This window comes from Kineococcus auxinigenes (assembly GCF_050871525.1).
Lineage (GTDB): Bacteria > Actinomycetota > Actinomycetes > Actinomycetales > Kineococcaceae > Kineococcus.
In genome coordinates this window covers 1-16,517 of record NZ_JBKBCT010000046.1, presented here as the reverse complement: position 1 = coordinate 16,517, position 16,517 = coordinate 1, and the positions used below count along the sequence as shown (strand labels likewise).

Genomic DNA, 16,517 nt, shown 5'->3' with positions numbered 1-16,517 from the left:
CGTCTGCGGGAGCCGGGGTTCCTCACCCGGCGACGGGGTTCCCGTCCGTGCCCGTCGGCCACCGCACGGGCCGAGCGGGAACCTCGTGCACCACCTCGAGACCGTCCTCGTCGTCCCACTGCTCACCGACCCGGGCGAAGCCGTACTGCGAGGCCAGGGCCCAGGAGGCGGTGTTGTCCGGGCTGATGCTCACCCGCACCGTGCGCACGCCCGGTTCCTCGGCGGCGCGCCGCAGCAGCGCCTCCAGCGCCGCGCGGGCGCAACCGCGCCGGCGGTGCTCCGGGTCGACGGCGTAACCGATCTCGACCATGCCGTCGGCGTCCGGAGGGCCGTGGTAGCCGGCTCGCCCGACGGCCACCCGCCGCTCCTCGTCCCAGACGGCACCGGTGACCCAGGCCGCGCTCGCGGGGGCCTCCTCGACCTGCCGGTGGCGCATCCGCCACACGCCGCGCCACTCGGGGCCGGCGAAGAAGGCGGGCAGCGGCACGGGACTGGCCGCGTTCGCCGCGGCCAGGTCGCCGGCGGCGAGGGCGGCGAACACGGGGCCGTCCAGGTGCACGATGCGCACGCGCGGGCGTGCGCGGGGGGCGGTGGGGTTCGGTTGGTCGTCGGGCGTCACGGGCGCATGCTGCCAGCGGCCGCGCACCGGTGGTTCGCGCACGCCTCGCCGGTCCAGCGACGGATCGTCCCTGGACCGGCGAGGTGACCGCGGGCATCGTGGTGGCGTCGGCATCGGCATCGACGTCCCGCCGGAGCGTTCCCGCACCCCCGAGAGGCAGACGTGGACAGCTACCCCCGCCTGGTCAACACCGTCCTGGACGCCACGGACGTCCGCGAACTCGCCGAGTTCTACCGCCGTCTGCTCGGCCTGACCTACCGCCCCGGTGACGAATCGCCCGGGGACGCCGACGACGACGACGCCGAGTGGCTCGTCCTGCTCACCGGGGACGGGCGTCGGCTCCTGGCGTTCCAGCAGGTCGAGACGCTGCACCGCACCACCTGGCCCTCACCGCAGGTGCCGATGCAGATGCACCTGTGCTTCTACGTCGACGACCCCGGGGAGCTCGACGCCCAGCGCCGGCGCGCCGAAGCGCTGGGTGCGCAGCTCCTGCTGCACCGCACCGACGAGCCCGACGAACCCCTGTACGTCTTCGCCGACCCCGCCGGGCACCCCTTCTGCCTCTACACCCACCCGGACGCGTCGAACGGTTGACGCGCACGTCCCACCGGCCGAGTGCGCGCAGGGGAGCCGGACGCCACGCACGGACCGCGGATCGGTGAGTTCCGGATCGCGCGGAGGTCACGAGTGCGCAGGACCGCTGGCGCACCGACGCGCTCGAACCCGGGGGGAACGCATGGCCAAGCTCATCTACTCGATGATCACCTCTCTCGACGGCTACGCCGAGGCTGCGGAGGGCGGCCTCGGCACGGGGGCCGAGGACCCGCAGGTGCACACCTTCATCGGCGACGTCTTCCGCCCCGTCGGCACGTACCTGTACGGCCGGCGGATGTACGAGACGATGCTCTACTGGGAGACCGCGCACACCGAGCCCGACCAGCCGCCGCACGTCCTGCAGTACGCCCGCGACTGGCAGGCCGCGGAGAAGGTCGTGTACTCCACGACGCTGGGGTCGGTGTCCAGCGCGAGGACCAGGATCGAGCGGGCCTTCGACCCGGACGCGGTGCGCGAGCTCAAGGCCGGGTCGGATCGCGACCTCACCGTCGACGGCCCGAACCTCGCGGCCCAGGCGATCAGGGCCGGCCTGGTGGACGAGTACCACCTGTTCACCACGACGAGCGTGGTCGGCGGCGGCAAGCGGTTCTTCCCCGACGGTGTGCGCCTCGACCTCGAACTGGTCGAGGAGCGTGCCTTCGACAGCGGGTTGATCTACGCGCGCTACCGGACCCGCTGAGCGTCCCTGAACGCCTACGATCACGGGGTGACTGCCGTGGTCGCCGTCCGCCGCGCCGAACCCGGCGACGCTCCGCAGATGGCTCGCGTGCACGTCCTCTCCTGGCGGCAGACCTACCGCGGCCTGGTGCCGGACCCCGTCCTGGACGACGCGGGCCTGCTCGAGGCCCGTGAACGCTTCTGGACCGGTGCCCTCACCGACGAGCGGTGGAGCAGCAACCGCGCCGCGGTCGCCGAGCGGGACGGAACGGTCATCGGCATCGCGATGTCCGGCCCGCCCCTGGACGCCGGTGCGGCCTGGAGCAGTCAGCTGCACCTCATCTACGTCGACGCGGCCCACCACGGCTCCGGGGCGGGGCCTGCTCCGCTGGACGCCGTCCTGGACCCGCACGAGTCGGCTGCCTGGTGGGTCGCGGAGCACAACCCGCGCGCGCACGCCTTCATGCGCAAGCACGGCTTCGCCCCCGACGGGCACAGCAGGACCGAGGACGACGTGCGCGCGGTCCGGTGGATCCGCCGGACGGGCAGGTCGTGAGCCGCGGGTCTGGTGCTGCCTGTGGCCGTGGCAGTGGTGGAGGCGCACGCCCTTGCCGAGGAGCGGGGTGTTCCCTCCTTGCGTCCACCTCCAGAAGGCGTCAGGCTGGCCTGACGGACTCATCCCGTGGAGGTTGACGTGGACGTCGACGACCTGGAACGCGAACACAGCTTGCTGACCGCCGCGCACCGCTACGACGACCTGCGCCTGCGCCACACCCTCCTCGGCTCCAGCGTCGACGACGGCTCCGACGTGCACCTGCCGATGCACGAAGCCCTCGAACTGCTGGCCCTGGGGGAAGTGCTGACCCGCAAGGCGGCCTACGGTCGCCAGTTGGCGGTTCGGGCGGCCCGGTCCGCCGGCGCCTCCTGGTCCCAGATCGCGCAGGCCGGCGGCGTGACCAAGCAGAGCGCCTGGGAAGCGCACAACGCTTGGATCCAGGCGCAGGTCGACGCCCACCAGGCCCGTGACCACGAGGGCTTCACGCCCGAAGAGGAAGCCTCCGCTCGACGACTCGCAGGGGCACCGGACTGAGCTCGGCTGTGCCAGTGGCGCGCTCTGCGCCGGGTCGTCATGGAGTCACGGCTCCAGCGCCTCCCGTCGACGTCGGCCCTGGCCCACCACACGCCGGGGCGCAACGAGGTCCGCATCCACAGCCGCGGCACGCTGAACGAGCAGCTGGTGGACACGGCCATCGCCGATCTGCAGCAGGTGCGTCAGCAGCTGCCCGACTGAACCGGCGTCCGGCTCCCCCTGCTGGGCCGTGTGCTGCGGATCGTGGAGTGGCGACTGCGCGGTCCTGCCGATGTCGTGACGTCCCCCTCCCCCCGTGGTGATCTTGCACGATTGAGGACTCAACCATGCAAGATCACCACGGGTGGGGGCGGTTTCACTGGACACCGTCGCCGACACGACCGAGGGGTGACGGCCTGCCTCGGCGTGTCCGCCCTCGACTGCAGCACCGCTGTCCGCCGCGGGTTCGAACGCACGGAAATGACGCCGGCCTCGCGCGATCGTTCGGACCGGCCGGCGGTGCTGGTGCGCGCGGTCTGGCAGCAGGAGAGGTGGGGTTTCGGAGTCCTCCGCCACCGTGCCTCACGGGGAGGGCGGTGCCGAGTCGAGAGGGCGGGCGTTCTCGTCCCCGGCGACGCGCCGGCTGAAGTCGCTCACCGGCGGAGCCCGTGACGGCGAAGCCGGAGCGCGACATGCTGAACGCGCTTCCGGGAGGCACCCGGGAGGTCGAGCACAGGAGGTAGCGCCCGATGGACTTCTTCCCCGACCCGCCCCCGCCGCGCGAGGAAGAGCCCGACGAGAGCTACCAGCCGGTCTGGTCCAACGCCCCCGGGGATGTCCTGCCCGGTGTCGTGCCGGTGGAGCTGCTCATCGCCCGCTCCCGGAGCACCGTCGTCATGCTCACCGGCATCCGCGCCTTCCCCGAGGGTTTGGCCATGAACCTGGCCATCCGGGTGCGGGGCCCCCTGGAGCGCCGGGACCTGCACTCCGAGGTCTTCGACGGTCCCTACCACCACGGCACGGGCGAGCAGTGGCAGGCCGAGCGCCTGAAGTGGGGTTTCGAGTTCGCCGACGGGCGCCGGGCCACCAACGTCGACCCACCCGCCTGGGACGGTGAGGACGAACGCCCCTGGAAGGACAGGACCTGGCGCCCGGACCGTCCCGTCCTCACCGGTCAGGGAGGTGGGGGCAGCCAGCGCGCGATCGATCGTGACTTCTGGTTGTGGCCGCTCCCGCCGCCCGGTCGCCTCCGAGTGGTCTTCCAGTGGCCGCAGCAGGGGATCGCGACCACGACTCACGACCTGGACGCGCAGCCGTTCCTCGACGCCGCCGCGCGCTCCCAGCCGGTGTGGGGCGCGGAGTAGTCACCGCCGCGTCGCGCACCTCTCCGAGGAGTTCCCCCCGATCATCGAGGAGGCCCGCAGCGTGTGCCGGGCCGGCGGCGCTCGACCGAGGAGGAACCGTGGTGGGCGAGCTAGACAGGCCCGACGTGCAGCGCCAGCGAGGCCCCGACTCGCTGCCCTTCATCGCCGCCTTGCTGTGGGTGTGGGTTCGCTAGCTCCTGCAGCCGGTGCCGAGGACCTGGCGGGCATCAGCCGACCACCCGTTCCAGGCGGTAACGCACCCGGTGCATGAGCACGACGTGGGCGATCCTGAACAGCACCCACGACGCGGCCACGACGAACCACCACCCCGGCAGCGCGTCGGTGCCCGAGCGTGCGGCCTGGGTGATCGCGATCGTCATCGACAGGACCACGACGTCGGTGCTCGCCCCGAACACGAACGCGTCCGCGCGCACCCTGCGGCGCATCTCCTCCTCCGGGCCCGCATCGAGCCACTGCTGCTTGTGCGGGACGTTCATCCACTCCGTGGACATCTTCGGCCCTGCTTGCGCGACGGCTCCGAACAGGCCGGCCACGCCGGTCGTGATCAGGGCCAGCACCGTGACGGCTGCGGTGCGCGAGCTCCAGTCGTCGGCCTGCCCGTTCGCGGCGAAGTGCGTCGGGACGCGTTCCGGCAGCACCACCGCCGCGACCACGACGGCGAGCACGGCGAGCACGGTGGTGACCACGAAGGCGAGCGGAGCGAGCTTCCGGAGCACGCTCCCGACCCTAGCGACCTGCCCGCCCCGGCCTGCCGGCCCGAGCGGCCGGGGAGGGGCGCTCGTTCCGCAGCTCGGCGACGCGAGTCGCTGCGAGGGAAACCCTCGCCAGGTGCCTTCGATCCTCGCCCGCTCCGGCGAGGCCCGCAGTCCGATCACCACCTCGTACGTCCTCCCGCCGCTGACGGGCTCGATCGGGGTCGCGTCCCGACACCAGCCAGGTGGCTACGAGCGCCAGGGCCAGGCCGGCGACGGTGAGCGCGGTCACCGGTTCTCCGAACATCGCCGCACCCCACGCGGTGGTGACCGGCGGCACGAGGAACATCAGGCTGTTGACGGTGGTGACCCCGACGCGGTCCATCAGCAGCCAGTACAGCCCGTACCCGCCGAAGGTGGGGAAGACGACCAGCCAGGCGGTCGCGATCCAGAAGCTCGCCCGGTCGGGGACGGTCGCCGCGCCGCCGAGGACGGCCACGGCCGTGAAGACCACGGCGGAGGTGGTGCAGTGGATCGTGAGGTTGTGCAGCGGCCGGGGCCGGGAGCGGGCGCGGCGTTCCAGGAACGTCGCAGCGACGAGGCAGAGCATCCCGGCGAAGGGGATCGCGTAGGCCCACGGCGGGGCGTCGGTGCGCGGTGAGGTGGCGTCCGCCCACGTGACGGCGAGGACCCCGGCCAGCCCCACGAGCAGGCCCGCCCACTGCCGGCCGCTGACCGCGGCGCCGAGCAGCGGGCCGGCCAGGGCGGCCACCACCAGGGGTTGCACGCCGTCGATGAGGGCGGTGGTGCCGGTGCTCACGCCCAGCCCGATGGCCCAGTACACGGTGAGCAGGTAGCCGGACTGCGACAGGGCGCCGATCCCCGCCTGGCGCAGCAGTTCCCCGCGCCGTGCCGTGCCCGCGGAACCCTCCCGGCGGGCGGTGCGCCGTCGCCTGAGCAGCGTGACGGGGATCAGGACGGCGGCCAGCGGCAGCAACCGCCACATCAGGACCGTGCGCACGTCGGCGTCCTGCGCGCCGAGCTTGGCCCCCACGAAACCGGAGGACCAGCACACGACGAACAGCACTGCCAGGGTGGCGGAGACCGCAGCACCACGCCGCTGAAGTATACCGATCGGTTTACTCATGGACCCACAGTAACCCGATCGGTATAGTCATGCTCGTGGACACCGCCCCCGACCGCTCCGCGATCGACTGGACGCCCAAGGCCCGCGCGGTGCTGGCGGCCGCCTCGGAGCTCTTCTACGCCCACGGCATCCACGCCGTCGGGGTCGAGGCGATCGCCGAGCGCGCGGGCGTGACCAAGAAGACCCTCTACGACCGCTTCGGCAGCAAGGAACGCCTGGTCGTGGAGTACCTCGGCGCCCGCGACCGGCGCTGGCGCGAGCTGCTGGCCGACCGCCTCGCCGCGGCCGGGCCCGGCGCGGCGCAGCAGCTGGACGCCGTGCTCGCCGCCTCGCAGGAGTGGTCGCTGGCCGAGGGGTTCCACGGGTGCGCCATGGTCAACGCCCACGCGGAGATCGGCGACCCCGCCGACCCGGCGCACGGGGTGATCGTCGAGCAGAAGCGCTGGATGCTCCGGCTGTTCCAGCGCATCGCCGCGAGTTCCGGTGCGCCGCAGCCGGACCACCTCGCGCAGGCGCTGCACCTGCTGCACGAGGGCACCCTGGTCTCCCACGGCATCGGCGTCCCCGGCGACGCGTTCGAGCGCGCCCGGGAAGCGGCGCTCTCCCTCCTCGGTGCCGCACGGTCCTCACCGGGACCGGCCTGAACCCGCCGGTGGACCGGGCCGGCCGGGGATCGGCTCTTCGGACCCGGGGTGGGGAGGGTGTCCTGGCCACCGCCGATGAGGACCGGGTGGGCGGTGGCGCCCCCGCTGGGCGGTCCGGTGACGCCGATCGCTGCGGGTGGACCCGGCGGGTCGACGATGACCCCGCAGAGCGCGAGCTCAGTCCTCCACCAGGGTCCGCAGCGTCCGGCGAAGCTGACCTGCTGCAGTCGGGCTGATCCCGGCCAGGAACGTGCTCTCGGCCCTCCCGTGCGCGATCCGCGCGGCGTCGTAGGTCCGCAGCCCCTGTTCAGTGAGCTCGACGACGTTCCTGCGCCGGTCCGCTGGATCCGGTCGTCGCGTGACGATGCCCTTGCGCTCGAGCACGTCCAGCAACGCGACCATCGTGGTGCGGTCGATGCCGAGCGTCTGCGCCACCTGCAGCTGCGAGGTCGGTTCGCGGTGGGCCAGGACCCGGAGCGCCCCGAAGTCCTTGCTGTCGATCCCGAACGGCTCGAGGGCCGCGTCCATCAACGCCGTGAGCTTCGAGGTCGCGTGCTTGAGGAGGTACCCCAGGACCTCGTGCGGGTCAGCGGTGGCGCTCGGTTCGGTGGACACGGCCCCCATCTTAGGCTTAGCCTGATCGTCAGCATCACTGACGATCAGTCATCCAACGAAGGGCGCCACCATGATCCTCGTCACCGGAGGGGCCGGCTTCATCGGCTCCCACACCGTCCGCGCCCTCACCGAGGCCGGCCAGGAGTGCGTCCTGCTCCAGCGCCGCAGCCCGGAGGTCCCCCGGCACTTGGCAGACCTCCCCCTCCACGTCGTCCAGGCCGACGTCGCCGACCTCGACGCGCTGCTCGCCGTCGGCCGGCAGCACCCGATCACCGGGATCGTGCACCTCGCCGTCGCCCTCCCGTGGGCGGTCACCGACGACGACCCGATCGCCGCCACCGGTCGTGCGCTGGAGGCGTTCCTCAACGTCGTCCGCGCCGCACGAGCCTGGGGCGTGCGCCGCGTCGTGACCGCGAGCACCATCGGCGTCTACGGGTTCGCCTCCGAAGGCGCGCTCACCGAGGACGTGCCGATCCCCCTGGAGCACTCCCACGCCATCCCGACGTTCAAGAAGATCACCGAACTGCTCGCCGGCCACCTCTCCGCCGTGACCGACGTGGACATCGTCAACGCACGCATCTCCGGCACCTGGGGTCCCGGCGGGCACCTGCCCGACCCGTTCTTCGCCGCCCCCTCCCTCGCGCACGCTGCAGCCCAGCGCAGCGAACCCGACCTGTCCGGCCTCCTCGCACCCCCGCACGCCGAGGACGCTCTCGACCTGCTCTACGTCAAGGACACCGGCCGCGCACTCGCCCTGCTGCAACTCGCCGGGCAGCTGCACCACTCGACGTACAACATCGCCTCCGGCCGCGCCACCAGCAACGCCGAGATCCTCACCGCGCTCGAGTCCGTCGAGCCCAGCTTCCGGTACGAACTCCCCTCGGCCGGAGACCGCCCCGTGAGCTGGCTCGACATCACGCGCCTGCGCGACGACACCGGGTTCGAGCCCCGGTACGACACCGCTGCCGCTGCCGCTGACTACATCGCCTGGCTGCGCGCGGGGAACCAGCGGTGAACCCGGCGCTCACCGCGGATCCCGATCGCCGCCGTCGGTACCCGTCCCGGGAGCTGGCGGCGGTGCGGGTCTGGGTGAGCTGACCGCCCTCGAATCCGAAGAGCCCGAAAATCGCTGCTCACCGCAGCTGACTCCGGGTAGCTTCTCGGCCGCACGCTCCGGGGGGAACGTGCGCACCGCGCGGCGGGGGCCGCGCCGGATCACCGGGGGGAAACCGATGGGAGTTCGAGAGTCCGTGCTGCCCGCGCCCACCACGCGGCGTGGCCTGCTGCGGTGGGGGGCGCTGCTGGGCGGGGGCGCGCTGCTGACCGCATGCGGGGACGGCGACGAGCAGGTGGTGGCACCGGGCGCGGTGCAGGAGCGCCCCGAGGAGATCACCGACCCGGACCAGGCGCTGGAACTGCTGCGGCAGGGCAACGCCCGCTTCACGGCGGCCCGCGAGCAGCACACCGCCCACACCGTGCGGCGCCGGCTGCAGGTCGCCCGGGGGCAGCACCCGTTCGCGATCGTCCTGGCGTGCGCGGACTCCCGCGTCCCGCCGGAACTGGTCTTCGACCAGGGCCTGGGCGACCTCTTCGTGGTGCGCACGGCGGGGCAGGTCATCGCCCCGCCCGTCCTGGGCAGCATCCAGTACGGCGTCGAGCACCTGCACGTGCCCCTGCTCGTGGTCCTGGGGCACGAGGGGTGCGGTGCGGTCGGCGCCACGCTGGAAGCGGTCGAGACGGGGGCCGCGTCCTCGGGCACCGCGATCGACTCCCTCGTGGAGGCGATCCGCCCGGCCGTCGAACGGGCGCGCGCCGCAGCCGACGAGGAGCACGTGCTCGCCGAGGCGGTGCGCGCGAACGTGGCGGACGAGGTCGCGGCCCTGTCCGCGGACCCGCTGCTCGCGGAGGCGGTCCGGGCGGGACGCTTGCGCGTCGTCGGCGCCACCTACGACCTGGACGACGGCGCGGTCCTGTTCTCCTGAGGGACGTGCCGCGGCGGGGCCGGCGGGAACCGCACGAGGCGGGTACCCGCCCGTGCTCAGCCCACCCGGTCGCCGGTCGCCCAGCGCACCGGCACGCCGTGCGGGGGAGCCGTCCCCACGACCCGGTGCCGCCCGCCCGGCCAGGTGGTGAGGGTCACCGGGTAGCCGGTCTCCCCGCGGTCGAAGGCACCGGCGTCGCCGTCGCCCGGTTCCAGGCTGACGCGGGCCAGCGGGGCCGTCGGCGTGGCCGCCGCGCCCAGCTCCGCCAGCCGGCGCTCGGCGGCCTCGCGCTCGTCGCCGGGCAGGTACTGCCACACCACCGAGTGCTGCACCACGGTCAGGGCGCCCTCCCGCGGCTCCAGGCCGGCCAGCAGTTCGGCGGCGCCGATCCGGCGGCGCTCCACCGGAACCCGCCGCGCCAGCTCCAGCGCACCCTCCAGGCGCGCGGCGCGGTGCGGCTGGTCGGCCCACACGTAGGAGCGCAGCAGGAGCGCGTCGTCGTCGGAGGCGGGGTCGAGCGCGTCGGGGTCGCCCCCGGTGCGCTCGACGACCTCGAAGGCGCCGGGCGCCGGCCAGGACGGCGGTTCCGCCTCCCACGCGCCGTCCAGCTCGACGGGGGAGCCCGCCGGGCCGCGGGTGCGCCCGTCGGCGCCGCGGTAGCGGAAGCGGTCCAGCAGCAGGTTCAGCCCCGCCGAGCAGCCCACCTCCACCAGGCGCACCGGCACCACCGGTCCCAGGGCCGGCGCGACGTCCGCGACGGCGGTGAGCAGGGCGCCGAGCAGAGCCGCCGCACGCCCCACCTCGTTGGTCTGCGGGGCGGTGCGCAGCCCCGCCCGCACCTGATCGCCCGAGGTGCTCAACAGCTCCCGCAACGCCGGCCAGGCCGCCTCCGCGTCGCCGTCGCCGCCGGTGCTGGGCAGGTGGGCGGCGTAGCCGGGAGCGCCGCCGGACAGGGCCAGGTGCTGCGCGGCGCCCAGCAGGCGCAGCGGCAGCGCCGCGCCGGGCGGGTCGTCCTCGTGCCCGGCGAGGACCCGGCGCACCGGGCCGCCGGCGAGGACGTCGTCGGCGGCCCGGGTCAGCAGGTGCGCGTACAGGGGCGAGCCGAGCTCCGCGCAGGCGCTCGCCTGCCCGCGCAGCAGGTCCGCGAGCCGCCGCGCCCCGCCGTCGTCCCCGCCGCTCACCACGGGTTCAGACCTCGCGCTGCTTCGGGGAGCTCTCCAGCGTCCTGGCCGGGTCGCGCTCGACGACGTCGCCGAGGACCTCGTCGATGCGGGCCAGCGCATCGGCCGGGATCTTCTTGCCGGCGGCGCCCGCGTTGTCGTGGACCTGCTCCGGGCGCGAGGCCCCGATGATCGCGCTGGCCACGTTCTCCTCGTGCAGCACCCACGCCACGGCCAGCTGCGCCATCGACAGGCCCAGGTCGCTCGCGACCGGCCGCAGCCGCTGCACGCGGGCGAGCACGTCGTCGCGCATGAACCGCTGGATCATGTCCGCGCCGCCCTTGGTGTCGGTGGCGCGCGAACCCTCGGGCGGTTTCCCGCCGGGGGTGTACTTGCCGGTCAGCACGCCCTGGGCGATGGGCGACCAGACGACCTGCGAGACGCCGAGCTCGCGGGAGGCGGGCACGACCTCCGCCTCGATGACCCGCCACAGCATCGAGTACTGCGGCTGGTTGGAGACGAGCTGGAAGCCGAGCTGCTGCGCGAGGGCGTGCCCGGCGCGCAACTGGTCGGCGGTCCACTCGCTGACACCGACGTAGCCGACCTTGCCGGAGCGCACGAGGTCGGCGAACGCCTGCATCGTCTCCTCCAGCGGCGTCGCGTAGTCGTAGCGGTGCGCCTGGTAGAGGTCGATGTGGTCGGTGCCCAGCCGGCGCAGCGAGCCCTCGCACGCCTCCAGCACGTGCTTGCGGGACAGGCCGGTGTCGTTGTGCCCCTTGGGCCCGATGGGCCCGAAGACCTTGGTGAGGATCTCCAGGGACTCGCGCCGCTGCCCCTTCAGCGCCGAACCGAGGACGCTCTCGGCGACGGTGTTGGCGTAGACGTCGGCGGTGTCGAACGTCGAGATGCCGGCGTCCAGGGCGGCGTGCACGCACGCGACCGCGGCGTCGTTCTCGACCTGGGAGCCGTGGGTGAGCCAGTTGCCGTAGGTGATCTCGGAGACCTTCAGGCCCGAGCGGCCGAGGTGTCGGTGTTCCACGCTCACCGATGCTCCTCCGCCCGGGCCGTCCGCGCGCGCCGGGAGCCGGTCAGTCGGTGCCGGACTCCATGGCGGCGCGGTCCAGCAGCGACTCGTCCGCGGAGACCTCCCCGCGCGAGGCGATGGCCTCGGCGCCGCCCTCGTCCATCGCACCGATCAGGCCGGTGGAGGCGGCCTGCGCCGCGCCCACCAGCGCGGCCTGCGGGGACTGGCCCACCAGGCCGATGCGGGCGTACTGCTCCAGGCGGGCGCGCGAGTCGGCGATGTCGAGGTTGCGCATCGTCAGCTGGCCGATGCGGTCCACCGGGCCGAACGCGGAGTCCTCGGTGCGCTCCATCGACAGCTTGTCGGGGTGGTAGCTGAACGAGGGGCCGGTGGTGTCGAGGATCGAGTAGTCCTCGCCGCGCCGCAGCCGCAGCGTCACCTCGCCGGTGACGGCCATGCCGACCCAGCGCTGCAGCGACTCGCGCAGCATCAGGGCCTGCGGGTCCAGCCAGCGGCCCTCGTACATCAGGCGGCCCAGGCGCCGGCCCTCGTTGTGGTAGCTGGCGACGGTGTCCTCGTTGTGGATCGCGTTGACGAGGCGCTCGTACGCCGCGTGCAGCAGCGCCATGCCCGGGGCCTCGTAGATGCCGCGGCTCTTGGCCTCGATGATGCGGTTCTCGATCTGGTCGGACATGCCCAGGCCGTGCCGGCCGCCGACGGCGTTGGCCTCCAGCACCAGGTCCACGGCGCTGTCGAACTCCCGGCCGTTGATGGTGACGGGGCGACCCTGCTCGAAGCCGATGGTGACGTCCTCGGGGGCGATCTCCACCTCGGGGTCCCAGAACCGCACGCCCATGATGGGCTCGACGAGCTCGACGCCGACGTCGAGGTGCTCCAGGCGCTTGGCCTCGTGGGTGGCGCCCCAGATGTTCGCGTCGGTGGAGTACGCCTTCTCGGTGCTGGCGCGGTACGGCAGGTCGCGCGCCTGCAGCCACTCCGACATCTCCTTGCGCCCGCCGAGCTCGGTGACGAAGTCGGCGTCCAGCCACGGCTTGTAGATGCGCAGCGAGGGGTTGGCGAGCAGGCCGTAGCGGTAGAACCGCTCGATGTCGTTGCCCTTGAAGGTGGAGCCGTCGCCCCAGATCTGCACGTCGTCGGCGAGCATCGCGCGCACCAGCAGGGTGCCGGTGACGGCGCGGCCCAGCGGGGTGGTGTTGAAGTAGGCGCGCCCGCCGGAGCGGATGTGGAACGCCCCGCAGGTCAGGGCGGCCAGGCCCTCCTCCACGAGCGCCGCCTTGCCGTCGACGAGGCGGGCGAGCTCGGCGCCGTAGGCCTCGGCGCGGCCGGGCACGGAGTCGATGTCCGGCTCGTCGTACTGGCCGATGTCGGCGGTGTAGGTGCAGGGCACCGCGCCCTTCTCGCGCATCCACGCGACCGCCACGGAGGTGTCCAGGCCGCCGGAGAAGGCGATCCCGACGCGTTCACCGGCGGGCAGGGAGGTCAGCACCTTCGACATGCGCAAGATTATGCACGGTGCTGGATGCTCATGCAATGCAGGGGCGGTCAGACCGCCGGGCGCAGCACCGCCACCAGGAAGTCCGAGCCCGGGGTGTGCGGGCGCAGGTCCCACGTGGACAGCAGCAGGTCCGGCTCCAGGCCCGCGGCGCCGGCGTCGTCGAGGAACTGCTCCACCTCGTACCCGCGCCCCGCGCCGAACCCGCACACCACGCGCCCGCCCCCGCGCAGGTGCGCGCCCAGGCGGCGCAGCACCTCCACCCGGGTGCCGGGCGCCAGGAACGCCACCACGTTGCCCGCGCACACCGCGACGTCGAAGCCCCCCGCGACCCCGCGGGCGGGCAGGTCCAGCTCCGCCAGGTCGCCCACCAGCCAGGTCGGGCCGGGGTGGTCCTGCTCGGCGGCGGCGATCAGCACCGGGTCCACGTCCACGCCGACCACCTCGTGCCCGGCGCCCGCCAGCGCCCCGCCCACCCGGCCGGGCCCGCAGCCGGCGTCCAGCACGCGCGCGCCGCGCGGCAGCATCGCGTCGACCATCCGCGCCTCGCCGTCCAGGTCCGCCCCGGCCGCGGCCATGGAGCGGAAGCGCTCCACGTACCTCTGCGAGTGCTCCGGGTCCTCACGGGTGATGCGCGTCCACAGGCTGTCCTCGACCACGGGCCCATCCTCGCGCACCGCGACCTCACCGCGACGGGGGCACGACCCCCCGCTCGGCCAGGCGGTCCAGCAGTTCGCAGAACCGGTCGACGCTGTCGAGGCACTCCCCGAAGCCGGCGCGGCGCACCTTCACGGTGCTGGAGACGTTGTCGAAGCCGGAGTGGAAGAGGAAGTCCCCGAACGCCCACCCCACCAGGCGCTCGTACGGCGTCGGCACCAGCCCGTGCCGCTCGACCAGGCGGCCCCACAGCCCGGCGTGCATCGGCATCACCGAGCTCAGGGAGAAGTCCTGCGGCTCGTCGTGCTCCATCCCCAGGTGCCGGGCGATCGCCGCGTAGGCGTGCGCCCAGCGGAACTGGTCGCCGTTGGTGACGTTGAAGACCTCCCCGTCGGCGGCCGGCGTCGACCCCGCCCACACGGTGGCGCGCGCCAGCAGTTCCGCGTCGGTCACCTGGTACAGCGCCTCGGCGGCCGCGCGCGAGCCGGGGAAGCGCAGCGGCAACCCCAGCTCGCGGCTGATCGCCGCGTGCACCGCCACCACCATGAGGATGTTCATGGGGTTGCCGGTGGCGTACCCGACGACCCCCTCGGGCCGCAGCACCGTCACCCCGAACCCGCGCCGGGCCGCCTCGGCGCGCAGCACGTCCTCCTGGGCGTAGTAGAAGTTCGGCACCAGCAGGCGCGGGTCGCTCTCGCGCGCGGGCGTCTTGAACCCCGGCAGGTGCGCGCCGTACGCCTTGCCGCCCTGGTAGAGGGTGACGTGGCGCAGCGGGGCGCCGGCCAGGGCGTCCAGGGTGTGGCGCAGCAGCGCGGTGTTCTCCTCGATCTGCTGCCGCTCGTCGCCGCGCTCGACGTAGGCGGCGAACACCAGGTGCGTGGTGTCCCGCGCGGCCGCCAGGCCGTCGCGGGCGCCGTCGGCGGTGGACAGGTCCGCGGGCAAGGGTTGCCACGGCACGTCCGGCTGCGCGCGGCGGGCCGCGCCGCGCACCGTCCAACCGGGAACGCGCGCGTACTCCGCGGCGGCGTGCGCGCCGATCACCCCGGCCGAACCCGCCACCAGGGCGACGCCGGGGTGCTGCGCGGCGCCGGCGATCGGGTCGAGGCCGCCCATCGGGCCGACGGGGTTCTCGGGCACGGGGATCTCCTCGGGTCGTCGCGCGGGGGCTCGTGCGGGGTTCGTGCGCTCAGGCGCCGGGCTCCTGGAACTCCGGGTCGCGCGGGTCGGGCTCCGCGTCCGGCGCCGGCAGCGCGGAGGCGGCCAGGGGAGCGTCGTCGTGCACGGCCAGCTCCGCCTCGGTCGTCTCCTCCACCGCCGCGCCGTCCTCGCTCGCGTCTGCCGGGGAAGCCGGGGGGCCGGGCTCGCCCTCGTCGTTGCCGGTGGCCATCGCGCTGTCCAGCTCCGGTTCACGCGCCGGGTCGATCGGTCCGCTCGTCACGGCAACCTCCTGTCGTCGTCCTCGTCGAACCCCTACCCGTCCGGTGCACCGGGGAAACCGCTACCTGGTGCGGCAGGCAGGTGACGTCGGCTCCCGCGACGCGCGGCGTCAGGCAGGTCTGCCGTCGCGCTCCGCGGCGGTCCAGCGGGCCGTCCGGGCACTGACCCACCAGCAGCTGGAACAGGACTGCGCCGCTGCGTGGAGGGACTGGGACGACTCCGTGGATCGGCTGGGGCCGGCACCGAGGCGGCTGCCGTTCGAGGCGCTGAACGCGCTCGGCGATGCTCTGAGGCTGCACCTGGCCCTGTGAGGCCGACGGGAAGGACTCGCCTCGTCGCGTCGTGACCGTGAGGTCGAAGTGCCTGGTCCAGTACTGCCTCAGCCCTCTTCCGGGACGTCGTCAGTGCAGTCCACCGTTCGTCGCTGGACGACGTGGGCGGCGGGCTCGACGTGCAGCTCCAGACGGGTGCGGCCCCACTGGGAGCTGGGGGAGAAGGTGCTGTCCCGAACGAGGCCGTAGACGGCGAGGACGGAGGTGGCCTCCGCCGGCGGAGCCGATCCGCCGTGAGCGGGGACGTCGCTGCTGAGCACTCGCCACGGCTCCCTGGAACCGCCTCGCCAGTACGTGGCCGGCGGATCCTGCAGCCAGTCCTGGATGTCGCTGACGCCGATGGGCGTCACTGCTGGCCCGTCGGGATCGGGTCCTCCGGGGGCATGACCGGTCCGGGCGTAGTCCTGGACTCCGTCAGCCACTCGCTTCGCGACGCCTCGGGCCGAGCGAGCAGCGGCGACTCATCGCTCATCCTCGCCCCGTCCACGGGGCGGCCGATCGCGACCGCGGCGCCCGAGTCGTGATCACCTCGAGAACCCCCAGGGAGGCGAGGGGCCCTCAGGCGTGTGCGTGGAGCACCCCCGGGACCACCACACCGTGCCGCGGAGGGGTGGAAGGCAAGGCTGCTGCGTGGATGGTGCAGACGTCTTCAGCGTCTGCACCGAGCTGCAGCGTCGACTGGTGCTTCACCGACGGCGAGGTCGTCAGCACCGGTCGGGTGGGCGTCTCGTCCTCGTCTTGCACTTGGAGATCAGCGTTGTGCGAGTGATCGACTCGCTCGTGATCTCGCGCCTCTCGGTGCGGCCGTGAAGTCGCCAGCTGCTCGTGGCCGCGCACGCGCTGCGGGATGACCGGGCGCTCGGAACCGCGGCGGGCAGCGGTGCTGCAGGCGGGGGTGAACACGCCGGGGTGGGCCGTCACCGCTCGGGCGTGCCGGCGACGGTGTGCGGCGAGCCCGTCCAGCACCCC

Annotated in this window: 22 protein-coding genes; 10 read left to right on the top strand and 12 right to left on the bottom strand. The window is 73.6% G+C overall.

Features of this window, described 5'->3' with window-relative positions:
* Positions 1–22: 22 nt before the first annotated feature.
* Positions 23–568, bottom strand: coding sequence for a GNAT family N-acetyltransferase (locus tag ACRYR9_RS13250; RefSeq protein WP_432496416.1), 546 nt, complete (start codon positions 566–568; stop codon positions 23–25).
* Positions 569–781: 213 nt separating this feature from the next.
* Between ACRYR9_RS13250 and ACRYR9_RS13245 the strand changes: the two genes are divergently transcribed.
* From ACRYR9_RS13245 to ACRYR9_RS13220, 6 genes are all read left to right on the top strand, one after another.
* Positions 782–1,213 (top strand): VOC family protein, encoded by a 432-nt coding sequence (locus ACRYR9_RS13245; RefSeq protein ID WP_432496360.1) that lies wholly within the window; start codon positions 782–784, stop codon positions 1,211–1,213.
* Positions 1,214–1,355: 142 nt separating this feature from the next.
* Positions 1,356–1,913 (top strand): dihydrofolate reductase family protein, encoded by a 558-nt coding sequence (locus ACRYR9_RS13240; protein WP_432496357.1) that lies wholly within the window; start codon positions 1,356–1,358, stop codon positions 1,911–1,913.
* A 27-nt stretch (positions 1,914–1,940) separates the two neighbouring features.
* Positions 1,941–2,447, top strand: a complete 507-nt coding sequence (locus ACRYR9_RS13235) for a GNAT family N-acetyltransferase (protein WP_432496354.1) — start codon at positions 1,941–1,943, stop codon at positions 2,445–2,447.
* A 138-nt stretch (positions 2,448–2,585) separates the two neighbouring features.
* Complete coding sequence (locus ACRYR9_RS13230) at positions 2,586–2,981, top strand: hypothetical protein (RefSeq protein ID WP_432496351.1); 396 nt, start codon at positions 2,586–2,588, stop codon at positions 2,979–2,981.
* A 39-nt stretch (positions 2,982–3,020) separates the two neighbouring features.
* The gene (locus ACRYR9_RS13225; protein WP_432496348.1) at positions 3,021–3,182 is read left to right on the top strand and encodes a hypothetical protein; all 162 of its coding nucleotides are present in this window, start codon (positions 3,021–3,023) and stop codon (positions 3,180–3,182) included.
* A gap of 527 nt (positions 3,183–3,709) precedes the next feature.
* A complete protein-coding gene (locus tag ACRYR9_RS13220; RefSeq protein WP_432496345.1) occupies positions 3,710–4,324 on the top strand; it encodes a hypothetical protein in 615 nt (204 codons plus the stop codon).
* A 227-nt stretch (positions 4,325–4,551) separates the two neighbouring features.
* Here the strand turns inward: ACRYR9_RS13220 and ACRYR9_RS13215 are convergent, their stop codons facing one another.
* Together ACRYR9_RS13215 and ACRYR9_RS13210 are read right to left on the bottom strand one after the other, a co-directional pair.
* A complete protein-coding gene (locus tag ACRYR9_RS13215) occupies positions 4,552–5,061 on the bottom strand; it encodes a DUF1648 domain-containing protein (protein WP_432496343.1) in 510 nt (169 codons plus the stop codon).
* 10 nt (positions 5,062–5,071) lie between these two features.
* Positions 5,072–6,184, bottom strand: a complete 1,113-nt coding sequence (locus tag ACRYR9_RS13210) for a DMT family transporter (RefSeq protein WP_432496341.1) — start codon at positions 6,182–6,184, stop codon at positions 5,072–5,074.
* A 29-nt stretch (positions 6,185–6,213) separates the two neighbouring features.
* On the opposite strand from ACRYR9_RS13210, the gene ACRYR9_RS13205 reads away from it, so the two are divergent.
* Positions 6,214–6,828 carry a TetR/AcrR family transcriptional regulator gene (locus tag ACRYR9_RS13205; RefSeq protein ID WP_432496339.1) on the top strand — a complete coding sequence of 205 codons (615 nt, stop codon included), beginning with the start codon at positions 6,214–6,216 and terminating at the stop codon, positions 6,826–6,828.
* Positions 6,829–7,005: 177 nt separating this feature from the next.
* Here the strand turns inward: ACRYR9_RS13205 and ACRYR9_RS13200 are convergent, their stop codons facing one another.
* Positions 7,006–7,452, bottom strand: coding sequence for a MarR family winged helix-turn-helix transcriptional regulator (locus ACRYR9_RS13200; protein ID WP_432496337.1), 447 nt, complete (start codon positions 7,450–7,452; stop codon positions 7,006–7,008).
* 61 nt (positions 7,453–7,513) lie between these two features.
* Between ACRYR9_RS13200 and ACRYR9_RS13195 the strand changes: the two genes are divergently transcribed.
* Both ACRYR9_RS13195 and ACRYR9_RS13190 read left to right on the top strand, forming a co-directional pair.
* Positions 7,514–8,458, top strand: coding sequence for an NAD-dependent epimerase/dehydratase family protein (locus tag ACRYR9_RS13195; protein WP_432496335.1), 945 nt, complete (start codon positions 7,514–7,516; stop codon positions 8,456–8,458).
* Positions 8,459–8,675: 217 nt separating this feature from the next.
* Positions 8,676–9,425 (top strand): carbonic anhydrase, encoded by a 750-nt coding sequence (locus ACRYR9_RS13190; protein ID WP_432496332.1) that lies wholly within the window; start codon positions 8,676–8,678, stop codon positions 9,423–9,425.
* Between the two features lie 56 nt (positions 9,426–9,481).
* On the opposite strand, the gene ACRYR9_RS13185 is transcribed toward ACRYR9_RS13190, so the two are convergent.
* The 6 genes from ACRYR9_RS13185 to ACRYR9_RS13160 form a co-directional block, all read right to left on the bottom strand.
* The gene (locus ACRYR9_RS13185; protein WP_432509149.1) at positions 9,482–10,609 is read right to left on the bottom strand and encodes a DUF2332 domain-containing protein; all 1,128 of its coding nucleotides are present in this window, start codon (positions 10,607–10,609) and stop codon (positions 9,482–9,484) included.
* Between the two features lie 4 nt (positions 10,610–10,613).
* On the bottom strand, positions 10,614–11,624 hold the full coding sequence (locus tag ACRYR9_RS13180) for an aldo/keto reductase family protein (protein WP_432496413.1): 1,011 nt from the start codon (positions 11,622–11,624) through the stop codon (positions 10,614–10,616).
* 49 nt (positions 11,625–11,673) lie between these two features.
* On the bottom strand, positions 11,674–13,125 hold the full coding sequence (gene argG / locus ACRYR9_RS13175; protein ID WP_432496328.1) for an argininosuccinate synthase: 1,452 nt from the start codon (positions 13,123–13,125) through the stop codon (positions 11,674–11,676).
* 47 nt (positions 13,126–13,172) lie between these two features.
* Positions 13,173–13,781: a class I SAM-dependent methyltransferase gene (locus tag ACRYR9_RS13170; RefSeq protein WP_432496326.1), complete on the bottom strand. Its 609-nt coding sequence runs from the start codon at positions 13,779–13,781 to the stop codon at positions 13,173–13,175.
* 25 nt (positions 13,782–13,806) lie between these two features.
* Positions 13,807–14,892 (bottom strand): SDR family oxidoreductase, encoded by a 1,086-nt coding sequence (locus ACRYR9_RS13165; RefSeq protein WP_432496410.1) that lies wholly within the window; start codon positions 14,890–14,892, stop codon positions 13,807–13,809.
* A 73-nt stretch (positions 14,893–14,965) separates the two neighbouring features.
* The gene (locus ACRYR9_RS13160; RefSeq protein WP_432496323.1) at positions 14,966–15,217 is read right to left on the bottom strand and encodes a hypothetical protein; all 252 of its coding nucleotides are present in this window, start codon (positions 15,215–15,217) and stop codon (positions 14,966–14,968) included.
* 43 nt (positions 15,218–15,260) lie between these two features.
* On the opposite strand from ACRYR9_RS13160, the gene ACRYR9_RS13155 reads away from it, so the two are divergent.
* The gene (locus ACRYR9_RS13155; protein WP_432496320.1) at positions 15,261–15,527 is read left to right on the top strand and encodes a hypothetical protein; all 267 of its coding nucleotides are present in this window, start codon (positions 15,261–15,263) and stop codon (positions 15,525–15,527) included.
* Positions 15,528–15,595: 68 nt separating this feature from the next.
* Here the strand turns inward: ACRYR9_RS13155 and ACRYR9_RS13150 are convergent, their stop codons facing one another.
* Together ACRYR9_RS13150 and ACRYR9_RS13145 are read right to left on the bottom strand one after the other, a co-directional pair.
* A complete protein-coding gene (locus ACRYR9_RS13150; protein WP_432496317.1) occupies positions 15,596–15,898 on the bottom strand; it encodes a hypothetical protein in 303 nt (100 codons plus the stop codon).
* Positions 15,899–16,106: 208 nt separating this feature from the next.
* The coding region (locus ACRYR9_RS13145; RefSeq protein WP_432496315.1) for a hypothetical protein at positions 16,107–16,517 on the bottom strand (411 nt) is incomplete at its 5' end.

Excerpts from the sequence above, each read along its gene's own strand:
- ACRYR9_RS13205 (WP_432496339.1), top strand. The coding sequence starts at position 6,214 with ATGCTCGTGGACACCGCCCCCGACCGCTCCGCGATCGACTGGACGCCC.
- ACRYR9_RS13165 (WP_432496410.1), bottom strand. The coding sequence starts at position 14,892 with ATGGGCGGCCTCGACCCGATCGCCGGCGCCGCGCAGCACCCCGGCGTC.
- ACRYR9_RS13190 (WP_432496332.1), top strand. The coding sequence starts at position 8,676 with ATGGGAGTTCGAGAGTCCGTGCTGCCCGCGCCCACCACGCGGCGTGGC.
- argG (WP_432496328.1), bottom strand. The coding sequence starts at position 13,125 with ATGTCGAAGGTGCTGACCTCCCTGCCCGCCGGTGAACGCGTCGGGATC.
- ACRYR9_RS13210 (WP_432496341.1), bottom strand. The coding sequence starts at position 6,184 with ATGAGTAAACCGATCGGTATACTTCAGCGGCGTGGTGCTGCGGTCTCC.
- ACRYR9_RS13200 (WP_432496337.1), bottom strand. The coding sequence starts at position 7,452 with ATGGGGGCCGTGTCCACCGAACCGAGCGCCACCGCTGACCCGCACGAG.
- ACRYR9_RS13220 (WP_432496345.1), top strand. The coding sequence starts at position 3,710 with ATGGACTTCTTCCCCGACCCGCCCCCGCCGCGCGAGGAAGAGCCCGAC.
- ACRYR9_RS13225 (WP_432496348.1), top strand. The coding sequence starts at position 3,021 with ATGGAGTCACGGCTCCAGCGCCTCCCGTCGACGTCGGCCCTGGCCCAC.
- ACRYR9_RS13240 (WP_432496357.1), top strand. The coding sequence starts at position 1,356 with ATGGCCAAGCTCATCTACTCGATGATCACCTCTCTCGACGGCTACGCC.
- ACRYR9_RS13195 (WP_432496335.1), top strand. The coding sequence starts at position 7,514 with ATGATCCTCGTCACCGGAGGGGCCGGCTTCATCGGCTCCCACACCGTC.